Annotated in this window: 28 protein-coding genes and 1 tRNA gene; 18 read left to right on the top strand and 11 right to left on the bottom strand. The window is 38.7% G+C overall.

Features of this window, described 5'->3' with window-relative positions; genetic code table 11:
• Positions 1 to 175: 175 nt before the first annotated feature.
• Together tsaE and CRYPD_RS04675 are read right to left on the bottom strand one after the other, a co-directional pair.
• A complete protein-coding gene (gene tsaE, locus CRYPD_RS04680; RefSeq protein ID WP_244610251.1) occupies positions 176 to 631 on the bottom strand; it encodes a tRNA (adenosine(37)-N6)-threonylcarbamoyltransferase complex ATPase subunit type 1 TsaE in 456 nt (151 codons plus the stop codon).
• The gene (locus CRYPD_RS04675; protein ID WP_171004321.1) at positions 628 to 1578 is read right to left on the bottom strand and encodes a calcium/sodium antiporter; all 951 of its coding nucleotides are present in this window, start codon (positions 1576 to 1578) and stop codon (positions 628 to 630) included. The genes tsaE and CRYPD_RS04675 overlap by 4 nt, the downstream gene beginning before the upstream one ends.
• A gap of 39 nt (positions 1579 to 1617) precedes the next feature.
• Between CRYPD_RS04675 and CRYPD_RS04670 the strand changes: the two genes are divergently transcribed.
• From CRYPD_RS04670 to CRYPD_RS04660, 3 genes are all read left to right on the top strand, one after another.
• A complete protein-coding gene (locus CRYPD_RS04670) occupies positions 1618 to 2214 on the top strand; it encodes a hypothetical protein (RefSeq protein WP_138146441.1) in 597 nt (198 codons plus the stop codon).
• A gap of 9 nt (positions 2215 to 2223) precedes the next feature.
• Positions 2224 to 2940, top strand: a complete 717-nt coding sequence (locus tag CRYPD_RS04665) for a uroporphyrinogen-III synthase (RefSeq protein ID WP_244610250.1) — start codon at positions 2224 to 2226, stop codon at positions 2938 to 2940.
• A gap of 74 nt (positions 2941 to 3014) precedes the next feature.
• Entirely contained in the window at positions 3015 to 3449 is a 435-nt protein-coding gene (locus CRYPD_RS04660; RefSeq protein WP_138146439.1) for a hypothetical protein, read from the top strand.
• On the opposite strand, the gene metF is transcribed toward CRYPD_RS04660, so the two are convergent.
• Complete coding sequence (gene metF, locus CRYPD_RS04655; RefSeq protein ID WP_138146438.1) at positions 3439 to 4263, bottom strand: methylenetetrahydrofolate reductase [NAD(P)H]; 825 nt, start codon at positions 4261 to 4263, stop codon at positions 3439 to 3441. The two genes, CRYPD_RS04660 and metF, sit on opposite strands and share 11 nt — an antisense overlap.
• A 138-nt stretch (positions 4264 to 4401) precedes the next feature.
• On the opposite strand from metF, the gene infA reads away from it, so the two are divergent.
• The 7 genes from infA (at position 4402) to panD (ending at position 8723) form a co-directional block, all read left to right on the top strand.
• Entirely contained in the window at positions 4402 to 4620 is a 219-nt protein-coding gene (gene infA, locus CRYPD_RS04650) for a translation initiation factor IF-1 (RefSeq protein WP_010645628.1), read from the top strand.
• A gap of 8 nt (positions 4621 to 4628) precedes the next feature.
• A tRNA-Leu gene (locus CRYPD_RS04645) sits at positions 4629 to 4713 on the top strand.
• A 21-nt stretch (positions 4714 to 4734) separates the two neighbouring features.
• On the top strand, positions 4735 to 4974 hold the full coding sequence (locus CRYPD_RS04640; protein WP_138146437.1) for an OadG family protein: 240 nt from the start codon (positions 4735 to 4737) through the stop codon (positions 4972 to 4974).
• A 5-nt stretch (positions 4975 to 4979) separates the two neighbouring features.
• Entirely contained in the window at positions 4980 to 6809 is a 1830-nt protein-coding gene (gene oadA, locus CRYPD_RS04635; RefSeq protein ID WP_138146436.1) for a sodium-extruding oxaloacetate decarboxylase subunit alpha, read from the top strand.
• A gap of 6 nt (positions 6810 to 6815) precedes the next feature.
• Positions 6816 to 7946, top strand: a complete 1131-nt coding sequence (locus CRYPD_RS04630; protein WP_138146435.1) for a sodium ion-translocating decarboxylase subunit beta — start codon at positions 6816 to 6818, stop codon at positions 7944 to 7946.
• A gap of 92 nt (positions 7947 to 8038) precedes the next feature.
• The gene (locus CRYPD_RS04625) at positions 8039 to 8290 is read left to right on the top strand and encodes a hypothetical protein (protein ID WP_138146434.1); all 252 of its coding nucleotides are present in this window, start codon (positions 8039 to 8041) and stop codon (positions 8288 to 8290) included.
• A gap of 61 nt (positions 8291 to 8351) precedes the next feature.
• Positions 8352 to 8723: an aspartate 1-decarboxylase gene (gene panD, locus CRYPD_RS04620; RefSeq protein ID WP_138146433.1), complete on the top strand. Its 372-nt coding sequence runs from the start codon at positions 8352 to 8354 to the stop codon at positions 8721 to 8723.
• A gap of 260 nt (positions 8724 to 8983) precedes the next feature.
• On the opposite strand, the gene CRYPD_RS04615 is transcribed toward panD, so the two are convergent.
• Genes CRYPD_RS04615 through CRYPD_RS04605 form a run of 3 tightly spaced genes read right to left on the bottom strand, consistent with a single transcriptional unit; the run spans position 8984 to position 11461 of the window.
• The gene (locus CRYPD_RS04615) at positions 8984 to 9565 is read right to left on the bottom strand and encodes a hypothetical protein (protein WP_138146432.1); all 582 of its coding nucleotides are present in this window, start codon (positions 9563 to 9565) and stop codon (positions 8984 to 8986) included.
• Complete coding sequence (locus tag CRYPD_RS04610) at positions 9562 to 10233, bottom strand: ABC transporter ATP-binding protein (RefSeq protein ID WP_138146431.1); 672 nt, start codon at positions 10231 to 10233, stop codon at positions 9562 to 9564. Before CRYPD_RS04610 ends, CRYPD_RS04615 begins: the two co-directional genes overlap by 4 nt.
• Positions 10226 to 11461 carry a lipoprotein-releasing ABC transporter permease subunit gene (locus CRYPD_RS04605; protein ID WP_138146430.1) on the bottom strand — a complete coding sequence of 412 codons (1236 nt, stop codon included), beginning with the start codon at positions 11459 to 11461 and terminating at the stop codon, positions 10226 to 10228. The genes CRYPD_RS04610 and CRYPD_RS04605 overlap by 8 nt, the downstream gene beginning before the upstream one ends.
• A 56-nt stretch (positions 11462 to 11517) precedes the next feature.
• On the opposite strand from CRYPD_RS04605, the gene CRYPD_RS04600 reads away from it, so the two are divergent.
• The 6 genes from CRYPD_RS04600 to CRYPD_RS04575 are packed head-to-tail and all read left to right on the top strand — an operon-like array spanning position 11518 to position 14985.
• Positions 11518 to 11943 (top strand): phosphate-starvation-inducible protein PsiE, encoded by a 426-nt coding sequence (locus CRYPD_RS04600; RefSeq protein WP_138146429.1) that lies wholly within the window; start codon positions 11518 to 11520, stop codon positions 11941 to 11943.
• On the top strand, positions 11933 to 12889 hold the full coding sequence (gene lpxK / locus CRYPD_RS04595; protein ID WP_138146428.1) for a tetraacyldisaccharide 4'-kinase: 957 nt from the start codon (positions 11933 to 11935) through the stop codon (positions 12887 to 12889). Before CRYPD_RS04600 ends, lpxK begins: the two co-directional genes overlap by 11 nt.
• Positions 12886 to 13047 carry a Trm112 family protein gene (locus CRYPD_RS04590; protein ID WP_138146427.1) on the top strand — a complete coding sequence of 54 codons (162 nt, stop codon included), beginning with the start codon at positions 12886 to 12888 and terminating at the stop codon, positions 13045 to 13047. The genes lpxK and CRYPD_RS04590 overlap by 4 nt, the downstream gene beginning before the upstream one ends.
• Positions 13047 to 13781, top strand: a complete 735-nt coding sequence (kdsB, locus tag CRYPD_RS04585; protein ID WP_138146426.1) for a 3-deoxy-manno-octulosonate cytidylyltransferase — start codon at positions 13047 to 13049, stop codon at positions 13779 to 13781. The genes CRYPD_RS04590 and kdsB overlap by 1 nt, the downstream gene beginning before the upstream one ends.
• A complete protein-coding gene (gene folD / locus CRYPD_RS04580) occupies positions 13778 to 14614 on the top strand; it encodes a bifunctional methylenetetrahydrofolate dehydrogenase/methenyltetrahydrofolate cyclohydrolase FolD (RefSeq protein WP_138146425.1) in 837 nt (278 codons plus the stop codon). The genes kdsB and folD overlap by 4 nt, the downstream gene beginning before the upstream one ends.
• The gene (locus CRYPD_RS04575; RefSeq protein ID WP_138146424.1) at positions 14611 to 14985 is read left to right on the top strand and encodes a glutathione S-transferase N-terminal domain-containing protein; all 375 of its coding nucleotides are present in this window, start codon (positions 14611 to 14613) and stop codon (positions 14983 to 14985) included. Before folD ends, CRYPD_RS04575 begins: the two co-directional genes overlap by 4 nt.
• Before the next feature lie 17 nt (positions 14986 to 15002).
• On the opposite strand, the gene CRYPD_RS04570 is transcribed toward CRYPD_RS04575, so the two are convergent.
• From CRYPD_RS04570 to CRYPD_RS08305, 5 genes are read right to left on the bottom strand one after another with little or no spacing between them, the layout of a single operon-like run.
• Positions 15003 to 16091, bottom strand: a complete 1089-nt coding sequence (locus CRYPD_RS04570; RefSeq protein WP_138146423.1) for a 5-(carboxyamino)imidazole ribonucleotide synthase — start codon at positions 16089 to 16091, stop codon at positions 15003 to 15005.
• Entirely contained in the window at positions 16092 to 16580 is a 489-nt protein-coding gene (gene purE, locus CRYPD_RS04565) for a 5-(carboxyamino)imidazole ribonucleotide mutase (protein ID WP_138146422.1), read from the bottom strand.
• Positions 16581 to 16606: 26 nt separating this feature from the next.
• Complete coding sequence (locus CRYPD_RS04560) at positions 16607 to 17314, bottom strand: alpha/beta fold hydrolase (protein WP_138146421.1); 708 nt, start codon at positions 17312 to 17314, stop codon at positions 16607 to 16609.
• Entirely contained in the window at positions 17304 to 18377 is a 1074-nt protein-coding gene (locus CRYPD_RS04555) for an aminotransferase class I/II-fold pyridoxal phosphate-dependent enzyme (RefSeq protein WP_138146420.1), read from the bottom strand. Before CRYPD_RS04555 ends, CRYPD_RS04560 begins: the two co-directional genes overlap by 11 nt.
• Positions 18378 to 18394: 17 nt before the next feature.
• The gene (locus CRYPD_RS08305) at positions 18395 to 18574 is read right to left on the bottom strand and encodes a tyrosine-type recombinase/integrase (protein ID WP_342211698.1); all 180 of its coding nucleotides are present in this window, start codon (positions 18572 to 18574) and stop codon (positions 18395 to 18397) included.
• A 100-nt stretch (positions 18575 to 18674) separates the two neighbouring features.
• On the opposite strand from CRYPD_RS08305, the gene CRYPD_RS04545 reads away from it, so the two are divergent.
• A complete protein-coding gene (locus CRYPD_RS04545; RefSeq protein WP_138146443.1) occupies positions 18675 to 18785 on the top strand; it encodes a type II secretion system protein GspG in 111 nt (36 codons plus the stop codon).
• Between the two features lie 83 nt (positions 18786 to 18868).
• Complete coding sequence (locus CRYPD_RS04540) at positions 18869 to 19387, top strand: hypothetical protein (RefSeq protein ID WP_138146418.1); 519 nt, start codon at positions 18869 to 18871, stop codon at positions 19385 to 19387.
• The last annotated feature ends 127 nt before the right edge of the window (positions 19388 to 19514 follow it).

The raw sequence follows: 19514 nt of genomic DNA, 5'->3' as shown, positions 1-19514 counted from the left end.
AAATAGGGATGATTAGCAAAATTCAATTTTTGCCAGATTGGTGATTTTATTAAACCTTGTCCTAGCAGGGCTAAGGCTGGGTTTAAAAAATCGCCAAGCGGGTGAAAAGTGGATTTTTGATGATTATTCATATTTATGCAAAGGTCTCTTTGAATTAATGAGATTAAAAATATTGTTAATCTAGGCGTTGTAGTAACTCTTTTCCTATGTTACTTTGTGCGCTTAATGCCAATGTTCTGCTGTCGTTTTTGCCACTAATGTCAATGATTAAATCAGCGGGGGCAATCATACCAAAACCCAGTGAAGCCCATTCAATCAGTTGAATATGATTATTTCCTAGATATTCTCGAATGCCAATGTATTCCAATTCTTCTGGGTCGCTCAGACGATAACAGTCAAAATGGTGGATATTAACAGTTTGATTTTGATAACTTTCAACCAAAGTGTAAGTGGGGCTTTTGACCCGATTAAAGCCAAAGAATTGGATAAAACCTCGTGCAAAGGTGGTCTTTCCTGCCCCTAAATCGCCCTCTAAATACACCACAAGCGCTTGCTCAATATTGTGTGTGCAAGCAGCTAGTTTCTGAGCAAAAGCGAGTGTTTCAGCCTCACTATAAAGGGTTATTTTCAAAATAATTGCCACATATAGAAACTAAATACACTTACCAGTATCACACCTTCAAAACGATTAATCATGTGCTTTTTATGGAATTTGTAAGAAACGATAAACAGCAAAATGGTGAGTAATAACATCACTGGATAATCTCGATTAATGACTTCATCTGCTACAGCAGAGGGGTAAATTAACCCAGGAATAGCAAGCACAGCCACTGTATTAAACAGATTAGAGCCAATCACATTGCCAACCACCATTTCATATTGTTTTTTCAAAACACTGCTGATAGACACTGCCAACTCAGGCAAACTGGTGCCGAACGCAATCACGCTTAAACCAATAACCAAATCCGAAACACCAAAACTTTGTGCAGCTTTAACACCCCCCCAAACGATTAATTTTGCACTGGCAATTAACACCACCAAGCCAACAATAAGCATTAGCCAAGTTTTGCTCACTTGGTCTTTATCAATAGTTTGTTCAAACTTATCAAACTCATGACTGTGTGCATTTTTGGCAGTTATTAAAGTATGGGCTAAAAATACAACCAATAAAAATACTAGAATTAGCCCGTCAATCACACCAAGATGTTTGTCCCATAATAAAAAACCAGCAACCATTGTAACTGCCATTAAAAACAACCATTCTTTTTTCAAAATCTCGCTACGCACCTCAATAGGTGTGATAATGGCACTGATACCAAGCACAAGAGCGATATTAAAAATATTAGAGCCAATGGCGTTGCCAATACTTAAGCCCGTTTTGCCGTCCATAGCCGCTAAACCGGACACCAGCATCTCAGGTGCAGATGTGCCAAAACCAAAAATAAGCAGGCCAATTACCAAAGGTGATATACTAAAAATATTGGCAATTTTTGCGCCATTTTCAGTAAAAGTGTCCGCACTCCAAATTAAAAGTGTAAAACCTACTAAAAGAGTGGCGAATGGTAGTAGAATATCCATTTTTCAATTTTCTTTAAAAAAGAGCCTATTATATATATTATGCATAAAACAGAATTCTTAATTGGTCGTAGCGGTTTAGACTTGCAAGACGACTTTTACCCAGATGATTTGCCAGCGGATTGGCGCTTTGATTATTATGCCGCACTCTTCAAAACTCTGTCGCTACCTATTGACACAGATGAAGACTTAGAGCAAATCTTTACCGACATAGAAGACGACGAAGAGCAAGAGTTTACGCTGGTATTAACAATTGAGCAGATGCAACTAACAGATGCAGAAATGCTAAAAAAATTACTTAGCGAAGTGCAAGAATACTCGCAAAATTTTATTTTATTTTGTGAAGTAAACAAAGCACCAAGTAAGGCAATAATGAATGTGTTGTCTGACTATAAGGTCTGTTTTCAATCATCCTCAGTACTTAAATTAGACTTGCAAGAGGTAAAAACTGCAGGACGCATATTAAGTTTTAACCAATACCCAGTGTTGTATTCTTCCAAAACATGGGACGAAAAACAAATGCGTAGCTATCTTGAAAGTATTGCCGATGTTAATACCAAAACAATATTAATTTGTAAATTTGCAGAACGCGAAACACTGGATAAAATTCGCATTATTGCTGAAATATTGGGACTTTAATTAGTGAATGTGCTACTCACTAGAGCGCTTTTACAAGTAGAAAAATTACAGTCTATGGTTGTTGAAAGCGGGAACACTCCTCTTTTGTTTCCAACATTGAAACTCAATTCTATTACCACTAAAGCAACAAAAAATAACTATGATGCGGTTATTTTTATTAGCGCTAATGCAGTTGAACACGGTTTAAACCTTCTTAAAACAATTAATTACCATCAGATTTTTGCAGTAGGCAGTACAACTGCCAAAAAACTGAATGAGAGTAACATAAGCGTTGATGATTTTCCAAAAAATAAAGCCTCTAGTGAGGCATTGTTGGCAATGCCTGCGGTGCAAAAACTCAAAAATCAGAATATTTTAATTTTTCGAGGTGAAGGCGGCAGAGAAACGCTTAAGCAAGGCTTGGAAAAGCATAATACAGTTGAATACATTGAAGTCTATCAGCGTGTTGTGTGTCATATTACCTCACTTCATCGTCAAACTTTATCACAATTTTTGCAAAGTAATCAGGGTATTATCACTGCCACTAGTGTTGAAAACCTTTCTGCATTATTGTCAATGGTCGAACAAATTGATGCAGATGCGCTGAATTTAATTAAGCGCTATCCACTAGCAGTGTTGGGCGAGCGTATTAAAACTTTTGCACAGTCTGCAGGGTTTAGTCAAATCAAAGTTGCGCCAAAAACAAGCGATACGGGCTTACTAAAAGCCATTCAATGTAGTTCATAAAGTACTAATACACTTGACAAATCAATAAAATAAGGTTAATTTGGTAACCATAACTTATTTTTGTGAGGACTAAAGTGATTAAATTAAGTGTATCTAAAGCAGCAAGAATGCTGGGTATTAGTCGTTTTGATATTCAAAATCAAATCAACAATGGTAAACTACAAACGCACGAAGGCTATGTAACAACAGACAGTTTAAGGTTAGCATACCCAAATACCAACCTAGATTCTGAGCAAGACCAACGCATTCAAAAAATGCAGCAAATTAAGAATGCAGCTGTTATGAAAATGGAAGTTGATACGGCAACCCATGACAAAAATAAGCAGGCTTATATGGGTGTAATCACCAATCTAAAGTCTAAACTTTATAAAGAAGAAATCAAAAATCAACATTATGAGATGGTATTTTCCGAGCTAACTGAGCGCTTAAAAATACTTGAAAAACACTGCCATTCTAAAGACAAAGCCGCACTACATAAGTTGCAAAACTGGATTGAATCTAGTCATTAATATGCTTGGCAATCTTTAATGAAGGTTGCACGCGATTCATTGAATAAAAATGAAAACTGTCCACGCCTTGTGCTTTTAAAGTTTGACACAAATTAGACACTACTTCTGTGCCAAATGCACTGAGTGAATCAAGATCATTTTCATACAATTTAAGTCTCTCTAAAATCCATTTAGGGATTTCTGCGCCACACATGGTGGAAAACCTTAGCAATTGCGTATAATTGGTAATGGGCATAATGCCTGGCGTGATTGGAATGTCAATGCCAAGTTTTTGCACCTCATCTACAAATCTAAAATACGCATCGGCATTGTAAAAATATTGGGTAATGGCACTGTCTGCTCCCGCACCTACTTTGTTAGCAAAATGCGCTAAGTCGGTGTGAATATTCTTAGCCTGTGGATGCATTTCAGGATAAGCTGCCACTTTAATATGAAAGTGGTCGTTGTATTGTGATTTAATAAATTCAACCAATTCGTTGGCATAATGAAAATCGCCAATATCACGCACACCAGATGGGATATCGCCTCTAAGCGCAACAATGCGATTGATGCCCGCCGTTTTATATTGGTTAAGCAATTTGATGATGTTTTCTTTTTTTGAGTCGACACAGGATAAATGAGGTGCAGCAGGAATGGCATTATTTTTTTGAATATCCAATACCGTTTCCAGTGTCGCTTCTTGTGTTGTGCCGCCTGCACCAAAAGTAACAGAAAAATACTCTGGATGAATAGTGATTAATTCTTGGCGAACTTGTGCTAAAGCTTGTCTACCTTGTTCTGTTCGTGGAGGAAAAAACTCAAAACTTATTTTCATTGATACTGAAAGTGGTTAAAGAAATATGCTAATTATAGCGTATTTCAATAATGCTATCGTCTTTCCCTTTTTGTACCTAAGGCGTAACAATCAGGTAAAATGATTTTTTTATTTTGAAAGTCGTTGAGTTAAATATATATGTCAAAAAGTGATTACATTGAGTTAGAAGGCGTGGTTAAGGAGAAATTACCCAACACCACCTTTACGGTTGAGTTAGAAAATGGGCACAGTGTATTGGCTCATATTTCTGGCAAAATTCGTAAGCACTATATTCGTATTTTGCCAGGGGATAAAGTTACCGTTGAAATGACACCCTACGACCTGACTAAGGGTAGAATTACCTTTAGACATAAATAAAAAATAAAGCCGATGTGGTGGAATTGGTAGACACGCTGGATTCAAAATCCAGTTCCTTCGGGAGTGACGGTTCGACCCCGTCCATCGGTACCAAATTAAATTAAAGTGAAGAATATGGAACAAACAGACTTAATGACAGAAGCACTTAACCTAACCTTTTTTGGTATGGGTTTTGTATTTCTGTTTTTAACTTTACTGGTGTTTGTTACCAAATTTATGTCAATTGTTATTGGAAAAATAAAGAAAAATTCCATTGCAGTTGAAAAAAATCACTGCTGCGAGGCAAAGAGCGAGTTAAACGAAGAGACTAAATTTGTCATTGAACAAGCTATTAAGATGCACAGAGGAGCGTAAAGATTATGCTAGATTTTTTAAGAAATATTGGTCAAAAATCCAGTCCTAAAAACACCAAAAAGGTAGAAATTACCGAGCTTGTTTTCCGAGATGCACACCAATCCTTATTTGCCACCAGAATGCGTATTGACGATATGCTACCCATCGCTGACAAACTAGACAAAATTGGTTATTGGTCAATGGAATCATGGGGCGGAGCAACTTTTGATTCATGTATTCGCTATTTAGGCGAAGACCCTTGGGATAGAATTCGTGAAATCAAAGCAGTGATGCCTAACACACCTCAGCAAATGCTACTAAGAGGGCAAAATTTATTAGGTTATCGTCATTATAGTGATGATGTAGTGCGTAAGTTTGTTGAATGCTGTGCTGAGAATGGTGTAAGTGTGTTCCGTATTTTTGATGCAATGAATGATATGCGCAATCTTAAAACAGCAGTCAATCAAACAGTCAAGCTAGGGCAGCACGCACAGGGTACAATTTCTTATACGGTTAGTCCAGTGCATAATATGCAAACTTGGATTGACATGGCAAAAAAAATTGAGGATATGGGCGCACACTCTCTGTGTATCAAAGACATGGCAGGCTTGTTGCAGCCGTATGTGGCTTACGATTTGGTCAAACAATTAAAAGCAACAATTGACATTCCTATTCAGTTGCACGCTCATGCTACCACAGGGCTTTCCACTGCCAGTATTATCAAAGCAGTAGAGGCGGGTATTGACCGTGTAGACACTGCAATTGGCTCAATGAGCATGACTTACGGGCACAGTGCCACTAATTCTGTGGTGTCTATTTTAGAAAATAGCCCAAGAAAAACAGGACTGGATTTAAAAAAATTGGAAGAAATTGATGCTTATTTTAGACCTATTCGTATCAAATATGCACAGTTTGAAGGCTCTCTAAAGGGGGTAGATTCAAGAATTTTACTGTCCCAAGTACCCGGTGGCATGCTTACCAATATGGAAAGCCAGCTGCGTGAACAAGGCGCACTGAACAAAATGGATGAAGTTTTGGCTGAAATTCCCTGTGTGCGTAAAGATTTAGGCTATCTTCCACTGGTAACACCCACTTCACAAATCGTTGGCACACAGTCAGTTTTGAATGTCTTAACAGGTGAGCGATACAAAACTATTACCAAAGAATCTGCTGGTGTGCTTAAAGGTGAGTATGGCGCAACACCAGCACCAGTAAACAAAACCCTGCAAGACAAGGTATTGGATGGCGCTCAAGCTATCACTTGTAGACCTGCCGATAATATCGCACCAGAAATGCATATCCTTGAACAAGCATTTGACGAAATTGTTGCACAAAAAGGCTTGACTTTGGCTGATAACAAAATTGATGATTTATTAACTTATGCACTGTTTCCACAAGTGGGTATTAATTTTATAGAAAATCGTAATAACCCTGATTTCTTTGAGACAGTGCCACAAGCAAGCAACAATACAAATAACATCAGCGAAGATGGTAGTTACACAGTTTCATTTAAAGGCACTTCCTACAAGGTTGATGTCTCTGCGGGTGGTGACATTACCTCTATGAAAGCGGCTTCTGATACCAGTACGCCAGCGGCAACACCAACAGAAAAAGAAATCACTGGCAGTACACCCACAGAAGATGGGGAAGACATTAGTGCGCCACTCTCTGGTAATATTTGGAAAGTTATGGTGTCGCCACAACAACAAATTAATGAAGGCGATGTTTTGGTTGTTTTGGAGGCAATGAAAATGGAGACTGAAATCAGATCTGCCAAAGGTGGTGTAGTTACTAATATTAATGTCAAAGAAGGGGATGCAGTTACAGTAGGTCAAACTTTGTTAAGCATAGCATAATTAATTATGGAACAATTAAATATACTTTGGTCAAATACAGGCTTGCAACAAATGGCGTGGGGGCAAGGGCTAATGTTGGCCGTAGGTATGTTGCTTTTATACTTAGCAATAGTCAAAAAATTTGAGCCATTGTTATTACTACCGATTGGTTTTGGTGCAATTTTAGCAAATATCCCTAGTGCAGGCATTGCTGAAGGTAGTGGCATTTTGCATATATTTTATGTAGTGGGTATTGAGTCAGGTGCGTTCCCGTTGATTATTTTTATGGGGGTAGGTGCTTTGACCGATTTTGGGCCTTTGCTTGCCAATCCAAAAACCCTGCTTTTAGGTGCAGCGGCACAATTTGGTATTTTTGCAACTTTACTGGGCGCTATTGGTTTAACAGCAATCGGAATTTTTGATTTCAGTCTCACCGATGCTGCTGCGATTGGTATTATTGGTGGTGCTGATGGTCCTACCAGTATTTATGTTGCCTCAAAGCTTGCCCCCGACCTGTTGGGTGCAATTGCGGTGGCTTCTTACTCTTATATGGCTTTAGTGCCACTTATTCAGCCGCCGATTATGCGCCTACTCACCACAGAGAAAGAGCGTAAAATTAAGATGGTGCAACTCAGAGAAGTGTCTCAAACTGAGAAGGTTATTTTCCCAATTATGTTGCTAATGTTGGTGGCATTATTATTGCCAGATGCAGCACCGTTATTAGGTATGTTTACTTTTGGCAACTTAATGAAAGAATCAGGCGTGGTTGATCGTCTAAGCGACACTACGCAAAATGCCTTGATTAATATTGTAACTATTTTCTTGGGCTTAGCAGTAGGATCAAAACTCATGGCCGACAAGTTCTTACAGCCTGAAACCTTGGGTATTTTGGTGCTAGGTATGGTAGCTTTTGCTATTGGCACAGCTTGTGGATTACTAATGGCAAAATTAATGAATATCTTTAGTAAAAATAAGATCAATCCTTTGATTGGCTCGGCAGGTGTTTCTGCCGTGCCGATGGCGGCACGCGTTTCTAACAAAGTAGGCTTGGAGGCAAATCCACATAACTTCTTGCTAATGCATGCCATGGGTCCAAATGTTGCAGGTGTGATTGGCTCAGCCATTGCTGCTGGCATCATGATTCAATTTTTAGGGTAATCAGATCTTTATAAAAAGTTAGCGTTTATAAATTTTAATTTACTACAATATCAAATTAATTGACTGTGTTTTATGTATTATAGGAGGAGAAAATGGACAATACTATTCAAGAATGGATTAACGAGAACGATGTGATTGATGTACAATTTTTACCTAATCAATATTACAAAAAAGCAAGTGGTTTGGTTAGTCAAAAAATAGAAAATTCTCATCTTACGAGAGAGACAGTGTTAGCGGCAATTGAGCTATTGATTCCCTATGAGTTCTCAAATAGAATGGCGCATATATCTAATGTAGAGGGAATAACATCTTTTCGAATAGCGGAATACTTTAAAGTTCATTAGTGCATATGGAATACAAAATGGAAAAATTAGACAGTCAAATTATTCGTTCGTAACCTTTAGTATGCAAAGAACATTTTTAAAATCCAAACTTCATCGTGTAACCACCACTGCTAGCGAGGCAAACTACGAAGGTTCTTGTGAAATTGATGGCGTTTTATTAAATGCGGCGGGCATTAGTGCTTTTGAACAAATCCAAATTTACAATATTAACAATGGCAATCGTTTTACCACCTATGCTATTCGTGGCAAAGACAATTCTGGTGTGATTTCAGTAAATGGTGCAGCGGCGCATAAGGCAGATGTTGGCGATTTATTGATTATTGCTTCTTATGCCAGTTATAATGAAACTGAAGTTAAAAATTATGTACCGACATTGTGCTATGTTGATGAGAAAAATATTTTAACCAAAGTAGGCACCAGTATAAGCCTATGAAAGAAGTTATTAAAGATATTATTCAAAGGTTAATTGTTAAAAATTAAGTGATGATGCGCTAATTTCATCAAGTTTAATTGATTCTGTTGTTATTGTTGAGTTGATGAACAAAAATTAGGCTTATCAGTTGCTTTGAATAAAGTAACTGAACAAAATTCCGACAGTATTAATAAATTACACAAATCAAAACTATAGTTTAACTGTTTTTTTGTTTCAACAAAAGGTCTTTATAAAATAGTGCCTTTGTACAAAGATTTCTATTAGTGCAACGATGCGTTACTTTTTTCCTCATGAACCATCACATTGGTTTTACTCATTAAAGTAATATTCCATTCAGTAGCTGGCATTACTTTAGTCAATAAATCAGATAAGTTGTGTAATATTTGCAAGTTAAGATTAAGACTAATATCCTTCCCGTGAATACTTTTAAAAACGAACATAATATTACCGTCTTCATAAGTATTAATAGTGATTTTCTCTACCAAGATAGGTGCTTCACCCATTGGAAATTTGTCACTTTTATTAAAAGGGGTTTTATAGTCACTTTCACTAATGATATTTTGATGGTATATTTGTTGTTCCATTTGTTGTTCCATCTGCTTAGGTGTTACTTCTTTCCCTGCGTTTTGTGGTATAGGTGTAACAGGTATTTTTTGCATATCATTGAGTTTAGGTTTATTAGTTGAAGTATGGTCAATGGTTCGGTTAAGAATATCCCAAAATGATGTTACAATTCGACGCGTTAAAAACAGGCGCATTTCTTCGTTTTCTTTGCTGTTAATACTCAAAATAAGCCTATCTTCTTGGCTTGAATAAGACAGTTGCATTTGATGTATGTTCATACTAGCGTTCCGTTTTCTAAAGTTAAAAATCGATCCATTTTTTTTGCAATACTCATATCATGAGTAACTAGAATTAAAGCCGATTTTTGCTGTTGATTGAGCTCCATCATTAAGCCCAAAACTTCTTTTGCGCTTTTTGCATCTAAATTGCCTGTGGGTTCATCAGCCAGTAACACGCTCGGCTTATTGATTAAAGCTCGTGCAATGGCAACTCGTTGTCGCTGACCACCAGACAATTCTGAAGGTTGATGATTGAGCCTGTCTTGCAAGCCAATATCTTCCAGCAATTTACTGGATTTTTTCAGTGCTGTTTGTGTATCATCGCCCTGAATGAGTAGTGGCATCGCTACATTATCTAAGGCGCTAAAATCTTTTAACAAATGATGAAATTGATACACAAAACCTAAGCACTGTGCACGAATAAGTGTAATTTCCTCTTCGTTTAATTGCGATAAATCAGACCCATTTATGGTCACTTTTCCAGTACTAGGCTGACTCATACCGCCCAACAAATTAAGCAAGGTGGACTTACCACAGCCCGATTGCCCAACAATGGCAATTGATTCTGCTTGATTAACTTCTAAATTTAGTGTGCTTAATACAGGCGTTTGAATTTCTCCATTATTGTAGTTGTAACCTAAATCTCTACATTCAATAATTTTACTCATGGTTTAGCACCTCTGAGATTTGCAGCTTTCCTGCGCGTTTTGCGGGATAAATAGAGGCAATCACCACCAAAATAAAAGCACTAACTGCAACAGCAATCACATCATTCAAATGAATTTCAGAGGGGAAACGATTGATATAAAACACATCTTGAGGGAAAAATTGAAAGCCCAATATTAACTCAATTGTACCAATCACAGATTCTATATTAAGCGCAAGCGCAACCCCTAATATCGTGCCAATAATGATACCAATGATGCCAATAGTAATACCTTGATAAAAGAATATTTTCACAATGCGTTTGGGGGTCATGCCAATGGTTCTGAGAATGGCAATATCGGCTTTTTTGTCAGTAACTACCATTACCATCATTGAAACAACATTAAACGCAGCCACGGCAATAATCAGGGACAATATAATGCCAATCATCTGTTTTTCTAGGTTGAGTGCCTTGATAAAATTAGCCTTCTGTTGTGTCCAATCAGCACCATAGTATTTCCCAGAATTTAGAGCATCAATTACCTCGTTGGTGATTTTTTTGGCATTAAATAAATCATCCACTTTTAGCCGGATGCCGGAGACTTTGCCCTTCATTGCGTATAATAATTGCGCCTGATTAAGGCTGATAAAAGCCAGATTATTGTCATATTCAGCAATACCTGCATCAAAAATACCCGTCACAGTAAAGCGTTTGAACCTTGGTTGCATACCGAGAATATTGACAGATAATTGTGGCATCAACAAGGTAACTTTATCGCCTATGATTACGCCTAATTCCGTTGCCAAGCCCGTGCCAATTAAAACACTAGATTTACCCAGTTCGATATTACCAGATTTTATATTATCCAACAAAACAGAAGTTTTCCTTTCTAATTTTGGCTTAATTCCCCTGACACTAATGCCTTGAGAACCAAATGGAGTGTTAATAAGTGCGTATTTTTGTATGTAAGGTGAGGTATCAACCACATTCGGGTGCTGGTTAATTTTCACTTGTAATTCTTGCCAATGTTCGATTTTTCCGCCATATTCTGAAATGTAGGAATGTGAAATGGCACCTAACACCCTATCACGCAACTCCTTATGAAAACCGTTCATCACTGATAAAACGGTAATCATCGTCATCATACCAAGCACCAACCCAACAATGGAGACGCCAGAAATGAAAGAAACAAAGCCTTTTTTACGACTAGAGCGTAAATATTGGCTAGAAATTTTAAATTCGATACTCATGGTGCTGATATTTTGTCATAATTAGCGCTTTAAAAGTAAAAAAAAGGGAGAAATAGATGACAAATATAAATATCAAAAATAAAATTGACCAATTAGGTAACACGATGATTGAAGTTTTTCATATTGTTGGCTTGTTCATAGTTGGTGGTACCATTGTATGGTCAGCCACACATGAATATTTACAGATTATGCAGCATGAATCAGGTTTTGCCTCACTTAAGGATATTTTACTGCTGTTTATTTATTTGGAATTAGGGGCAATGACGGGTATTTACTTTAAAACTCACAGAATGCCCGTTGTTTTTTTAATCTTCATTGCCATTACTGCCATCACCCGCTTCCTAGTGATTGATATGAAGTCTTTGGTGGTAAATGATAAATTTAATTTAATTATTATGGTTACTTCAATTTTAATCTTGTCGGCTGCCGCAGGCGTGCTGAAATTTACTGAGAAAAAATACCAATCTGATAATGATTATTGACTTAAACACGAAAGGCTTTGTTAATTATTTATTACTGCCATTTTCGGCAATTTTTTATCTGTTATCGCTTGTTAGAAAACAACTTTACCACACTGGTTTATTGACCGCACATAATTTTGACACACCTGTGGTGGTGGTAGGCAATATCACCGTCGGCGGCACAGGCAAAACCCCCATTGCGATTGCCTTAGTTGAGCATTTCAAACAACAAGGTAAAAAAGTCGGCGTAGTTTCACGAGGTTACGGCAGAAAATTGAGAAGCCCGGCTTCTCAATTGGTGGATAAAAATTCAAAGGTTGATGAAGTGGGAGATGAGCCAATGTTGATATATTGGCAGGCTAAAGTGGCAGTTATGGTGAATAAAAATCGTGCGCAAGCAGTGAGAGATTTGATCACCCAGCATAAGGTGGATATTATTATTAGCGATGATGGCTTACAGCATTACGCCATGGGGCGTAGTGTTGAGATTGCTGTAATTGATGGTAAACGGCGTTTTGGCAATGGTTTTTTTCTGCCTGCGGGTCCGCTAAGAGAATCGATTACAAAGCTAAATAGCGTTGATTTTGTGATTAACAATGGTGCACAGCACAGCGGTGAATTTTCATCAAAATTAACGCCAAAAACATTCATTAATTTGTCCACAGGTGCAACGCAAGCACTTGATTTTTTTAACAATCAAACTTGCTATGGCGTAGCAGGTATTGGACATCCTCAGCGCTTTTTTGACACTCTGTCTGAGCTTGGTGTAACAGTAAAACCTCATGCATTTGCCGACCATTATGCCTTCACTCAAGAAGATTTAAACTTTACCGAGGATTATCCAATTATTATGAGTGCCAAGGATTGTGTAAAATGTAGGCAATTCGCAACGCAACAGATGTGGTATTTGCATTCTGAGGTTAATTTAAGCGATGATTTTTTGACAAAACTGGATGCTAAATTATGATTGATGAGTCTTTATTAAAATTATTGGTTTGCCCACAAAGCAAAGCGCCACTCAAACAAGCAGGGAATGAATTGGTTTGTGAGACTAGCGGCTTGGCATACCCTATTGTTGATGGTATTCCTGTTTTACTTGTTGATGAGGCAAGAAAAACAAACTGATGGATTTTTCCGTTATCATCCCTGCCCGCTACGCATCAAGTCGATTGAATACTAAATTATTACAAGATATTCACGGTAAGCCACTGATTCAACACAGTTATGAAAATGCCAAAAAAAGCGGTACATCTAATGTGATTATTGCCACCGATGATGAGCGCATACAAAGCGTTGCCAATGCTTTTGGCGCAACTACTTGTATGACAAGCAGCGAACACACCTCAGGCACTTCTCGTATTGCCGAGGTGCTAGAAACTCTTTGCATTGACGATGAGCAAATTATTGTAAATGTGCAAGGTGATGAACCTATGTTGGACGCAAAAGTTATCCAGCAAGTGGCACAAAATTTACTTGATTCAAAAATGCAGATGGCAACGCTGTGCGAAAGGGTAACGGATAAAGCACAATATCTAGACCCAAATTGTGTGAAAGTGGTATTTGATAAATTTGGCAAGGCGTTGTATTTTTCACGCTCGCCGATTCCTGCTTTCCGAGAAGAAGTGGACTTCAATATTGAGGTTTGTTTTAAACATATCGGTATTTATGCTTATCGTTCAGGGTTTGTCAAGCAGTATCTAACTATGAAAAGCTCAAGTTACGAACAAGTGGAAAAATTAGAACAACTAACTGTACTAAATGAAGGATTTGATATACACATTGGCAAGGCTTGTGCATCTGTAGGTTTCGGCGTAGATACGCAAGCAGATTTAGAAAAAGTAAGGAAGGTGTTAGCATGATTATTGACGGCAAAAAAATTGCACACGACTTAAGACAAATCATCGCCAATCAAGTGGCACTACTTGAGAGAAAACCGGGTCTGGCAGTGATTTTAGTAGGCGATGACCCTGCCTCTGCCGTGTATGTGCGCAATAAAGACAACGCTTGCAAGGAAGTGGGTTTTTATTCTGAAAAAATCAACAAACCAGCGAACATCACTCAGGCAGAATTATTGGCTGAAATTGAGCGCCTGAATAATGATGATGCTATTGATGGTATTCTAGTGCAATTACCATTGCCAAGCCACTTAGATGCCAATCAAGTGATTGAAACCATCAATCCGGCAAAAGATGTGGATGGGTTTCACAGTGAAAATATCGGGAAATTAATGCAAAACAAACCTTTTTTACGCCCCTGTACACCTAAAGGCGTAATAACTCTGCTTGAGGCTACTGGCGTGAATTTAGTCGGTAAGAATTGTGTGGTTGTAGGTGCATCAAATATTGTGGGGCGGCCAATGGCATGCGAGCTGTTAAACGCTCGTGCCACAGTAACCATTTGCAACAGCAAAACCCAAGATCTATCCGGCAAACTCAAGCAAGCCGATATTATTGTAGTGGCTATTGGTATTCCAAAAATGATTCAAGGCGATTGGATTAAATCTGGTGCAATTGTGATTGATGTTGGCATCAATAGACTGGATAATGGTTTCTTAGTTGGCGATGTGGATTTTGATACCGCTAAAGAAGTTACCAGCTGGATTACACCAGTACCGGGTGGCGTTGGACCGATGACAATTGCCACATTATTAGAAAACACATTGATTGCCCACAAGGCAAGGAAGCAAAAATGAAATTATTATTAAAAGGTTTTAGAAATGGATTGGGTGCAATTATTGCCCTTATTAGCTGGCTAATCCCAGTAAACAAAGTCAAGCGAAGTGTTGAGCAGCAGCAAGAAGTAGACGGGCAAACTGCCAATATTGAGTTATATCAATTTTTCGGCTGTCCATTTTGTATTAAAGCCAGAAGAGCAATTAGACGCTTAAATCTTAAAATTATCACCCGAGATGCACAAAATAGAAAAGGTGTTTTTAGAGCAGAATTACTCAAAAAAACAGGCAAAGTACAAGTACCTTGTTTGAAAATCACCACAGGCGATAAAGTTGAGTGGATGCTTGAAACTTCTGAAATTATCGCCTATCTAGAAAAACGCTTTGGCTAAATAACTTAAAAAAACAACTAAGGCAAGAAGTTTTTTAACTTTTTAATACTTGCGTCTAATTCATCCTGAGAATTCGCCATAATAGCAATATGCCCCAACTTCCTGTTAGCACGCTCTTTTTTATCGTATAAATGTAGATGTGCATTCGCTATATTTAGCACAATATCAGTATCGCCAGTCTTGCCAATAATATTAATCATTGCACAAAACGGATGGGTAAGCGTGGTATCGCCGAGCGGCATACCTGTAATAGCACGCACATGGTTTTCAAACTGTGAAGTGTTGGCACCTTCAATACTCCAATGCCCAGAATTATGCACACGAGGTGCCATTTCATTGACCACTAACCCATCTTTTGTTTCAAATAATTCAATGGTTAAAACGCCAGTATGATCCATTTCATCAAGCAAAGTTTGCATATAGTGTTCGGCAATTTTTTGCACACTCTTGTCAATATTTCGTGCAGGGGCAACGCTCAATCGCAAGATACCCTCATGATGGTCATTTTCAACCAAAGGATAGTATTCGTATTCGTTGTTGATACCACGCACGGCAATCAGTGAGAGTTCGCGCTTAAAATCAACAAACCCCTCTAAAACTGACTCAACACCATTCATACTGCTCCACGCTTCGGTGATTTGACTGGCATCACGCATCAAAAATTGACCCTTGCCATCGTAGCCTTCGGTTGCTGTTTTTAAAATAGCTGGTAAGCCAATGTTCTCAAGTGCTTGTCTTAAATCCATCTCAGAATTAACCATTTGATAAGGTGCACAGGGGATATTTAATTGGTCAAATAACGCCTTTTCACGGCCACGATGTTGAGTAATGAAGAGTGATTTTTCACTCGGATAGACTGTAACGGTTTTGTTGATTTCTTTAACAACTGCCACATCGGTGTTTTCACTCTCGAAAGTAATCACATCGGCAAATTCAACCAAAGAATTAACATTATCGGTATTGTCTTCAAGTGCAAACATACGCCCAAGCAATGACGCAGGCTCGTTGTGAGTATTACCCGAAAAACCAAACTGATGATTGAGAGGATAGCCTGAAATAGCAAGCATTCTACCTAGTTGACCTGCACCTAAAACGCCAATTTTCATTTAATCTTGAGGGTTAGGATTATCTAAAACACTTTGTGTTTGTTTGACTCTAAAGTCCGTTACTTTGCCTCTTACAGCCTCGTCTTCATTGGCAATAATTTGTGCAGCCAAGATACCAGCATTTTTAGCGCCTGCTCCACCAATCGCAAGCGTACCAACAGGAATACCACCCGGCATTTGCACAATAGACAGCAGAGAATCTTGCCCACTAAGCGCTCGTGATTGAACAGGCACGCCCAACACTGGCACGATAGTTTTACTTGCCACCATACCCGGCAAATGTGCTGCCCCGCCTGCGCCTGCGATAATAACCTTTAGCCCTCGTTCGCTGGCAGTATTGGCGTATTCAAACATCAAATCAGGGGTGCGATGTGCTGATATCACTTTCACTTCATGAGGGACACCAAACTCTTTTAGCATCTCCACTGCATTTTTCATGGTCGGCCAATCAGATTTTGACCCCATAATAACACCAACAAGTGCGCTCATTGATTTCTCCAAAGTTTGCGTATGGCTTAAATTATACTCAGTTTAAAGTTCTGATGTAGGAAAGGCAAATGCCCAGTATCAAATACGCTAACGGGAATGTTCTGCTGCTCATACCATTGAGCAATATCAATAGGGACTAAAGTATCTCGATTGCCTAAGATAATTTGCACGGGTATTTGCAATTGCTTAAATTGATGGCGCAAGTCACTGTTTAATAAAATATCCAAGCCTTGATTAAGTGCTTTAGGGCTTGCAGGCAGTGCGTCAATAGATTGATTAAGTGATTTTAATTGCGCCTTGTTTTGCGTTTGCAAACTAACAAAACGCCTAAGCCCTTTAGACAAATTAAGTGATAAAGCGTCAGCGAACTGATGAAAATTATCCGCTTCAATGCCATAAACCCAATCCTTAGTTTGCACAAATTTAGGCGAAGAGGCAAGCAAAATAAGTCCAGATACTTCGGTTTTTTTAGCAATGCCTATTGCCAACAATCCGCCCAACGACCAGCCCAGTAGTATTGGATTGTTTGGCAGGATTTTAATAATTTCATCACACCACTCACTCAACCCACCGCTAACAACATCGCTGCGCCCATGCCCAGGCAGGTCAATCGTGGTAATCCGGTATTGGCTTTTATATTGTTCAATTAAAAGATTAAACAGCTCACCACTAAAACCCCAGCCGTGCAGCAGCACCAAGTCTTTTCCTTGACCAACAGTTTGACTATAAAGCATTTTTGATGTGCATTAGCAATTGTTCAATCTGGCTTTGCGTATGCTTGGCACTTAGTGTAATTCTTAAACGCTCTGTGCCTTTTGGCACGGTAGGCGCACGAATAGCACCGACCAAAAATCCATTTTTAAGCAATGTTTGAGCAATTTTAAGTGTTGTCTCGTTGTCGCCAATAATCAGCGGCTGAATAGCGCTGTTTGATTGAGTAATTGGCAAACCAAGTGCTTGTGAAAACTTTTGGAAAAAAGCAATATTACTGTGCAATTGTGCCTGTTGTTCGCCTTGTTTAATGAGCTTTAAGCTTTGTAATGTTGCCACACATAAAGCCGGCGCAATCGCTGTTGTGTAGGTATAAGGGCGTGATTTCTGCACTAAAAAATCAATTAAATTCCCATTCCCTGCCACAAAAGCCCCCATTGTGCCTGCCGCCTTGCCCAGCGTTGCCATGTAAATTGAATCTTTAGGAATATTAGACGCAAACACACCGAACCCATGCGCATCGTCCTGCATCAAAACTGCCCCCGATTTTTGTGCAATACCACCCAGCGCATCAATATTTGCCTGATTACCATCCATACTAAAAACCGTATCAGTGGCAATCAACCCCTGCCCTAATTGTTTGGCAAGCTTTTTTTCAAGTGATTCAATATCATTATGCAAATAGCGCTGCAGCGGCAAGCCAATTAAATGATTGGCATCAATCAGCGAGGCATGATTAAGCTTGTCCTGCAACACCCAATCAAGCTGATCTTTAAATGCAGAAAACACCCCAATATTTGCCACATAACCCGTTGAAAATAACAGTGCCCTCTCCTGCCCCACAAAATCAGCCAATACCTCCTCCAGCTCAACATGAGCCTGAGTATGCCCACTAATCAAGTGCGATGCACCCGACCCGACCCCATATTGATCTGCCCCTCGCTTAAGCGCTTCAATCACTTGCGGATGATTTTTTAACCCCAAATAATCATTCGAGCAAAAATCCACACAAGCACCATCCACCACTTTAACCGAACGATAAAGGTGTTTTTGTTTAAGTGCAATCAATGTTTTGGAAAAATTCATAATAATAAAAAGTTTGTTTAAAAATCCAACGGACTTTTAACGATATTCTGATTTAATGCTTTAACAGTATAGGTGTAAATCATCGTAGTTTGTAAGTTTTTATGCCTTAAAAGTTCAGAAATTGTACGAATATCAATGCCATTTTGCAATAAATGCGTTGCATAAGAATGCCTAAATGAAACCTTTGCATAATTCAACCAAAACCCACTAATTATAAAGGAATCAGTGTAAATTAAACAAAAACCTTCTCTCGCTCTGTTAGACAAAGCACCCAAAGACCCCTAGAATAGAGATTATATTTACTTAAACCCAGGTGTACACAACGCCAAATCTTTTGATTTATACACCTACGGCGCTGATGGCGTCTCTGGTGGCACCGAAGAAAACAAAGACATTAACAACTGGTAATAAATCGCTGTCGTTAAAACTGGTGAAATAGTTTGATACAAAGTATTGTAATTCTCTAAATTTTAGTTTATAATCTAAAAGTTATGACACAAATACAACAAAAAACCTTAATTGCCACCACTATCATTATTGCCATAGCAGGCTTAATCACCTCGCTTAATATTAGCAACCCAGAGCAGTCCGATACATCAGTATTTAACACCTCTAACACCAGCACAACCCCAAACAACACACAATTAAACACGCCATCGGACACACCAAAAACAACGCTCAACAACAAACAAAATAAACCAAACAACAACGACCCTTTTAACCCAAACCAAACCAACACCGTCAATACCACCGACCCACGCCTACCTCCGGGATTCCCCAAACCCCTGCCCCCATTAGACCCAGAAAAACTCAAAGAAACCGATGATTTAATCGCCACAGGTGATGCCATTGTTGCAAAAATGGATGCCTTGATTGCAGGACTTGATTTACCCAAAATAAAGCTGAGCAAAGCTGAGCAAGCTCAATTAGACGCCCAGCGTCAAGCCCAACAAACTAGACTAGATGACATCAAAGCCCAATTAGAGGCACTACAAAGAGACTTACAATGACTTATTCATTCAAACAATCTATCAATCTAACACTACCAATCTTATTGGTTTTATTATTAGGCACCCCCACTCAAGCAACCGCAAGCATTGACACCACCGCACTAGTGGGCAGCACCGCTGGAAGTTT

Source organism: Bathymodiolus heckerae thiotrophic gill symbiont (assembly GCF_900180345.1).
Lineage (GTDB): Bacteria > Pseudomonadota > Gammaproteobacteria > PS1 > Pseudothioglobaceae > Thiodubiliella.
This window is presented reverse-complemented; position numbering and strand designations above follow the sequence as displayed.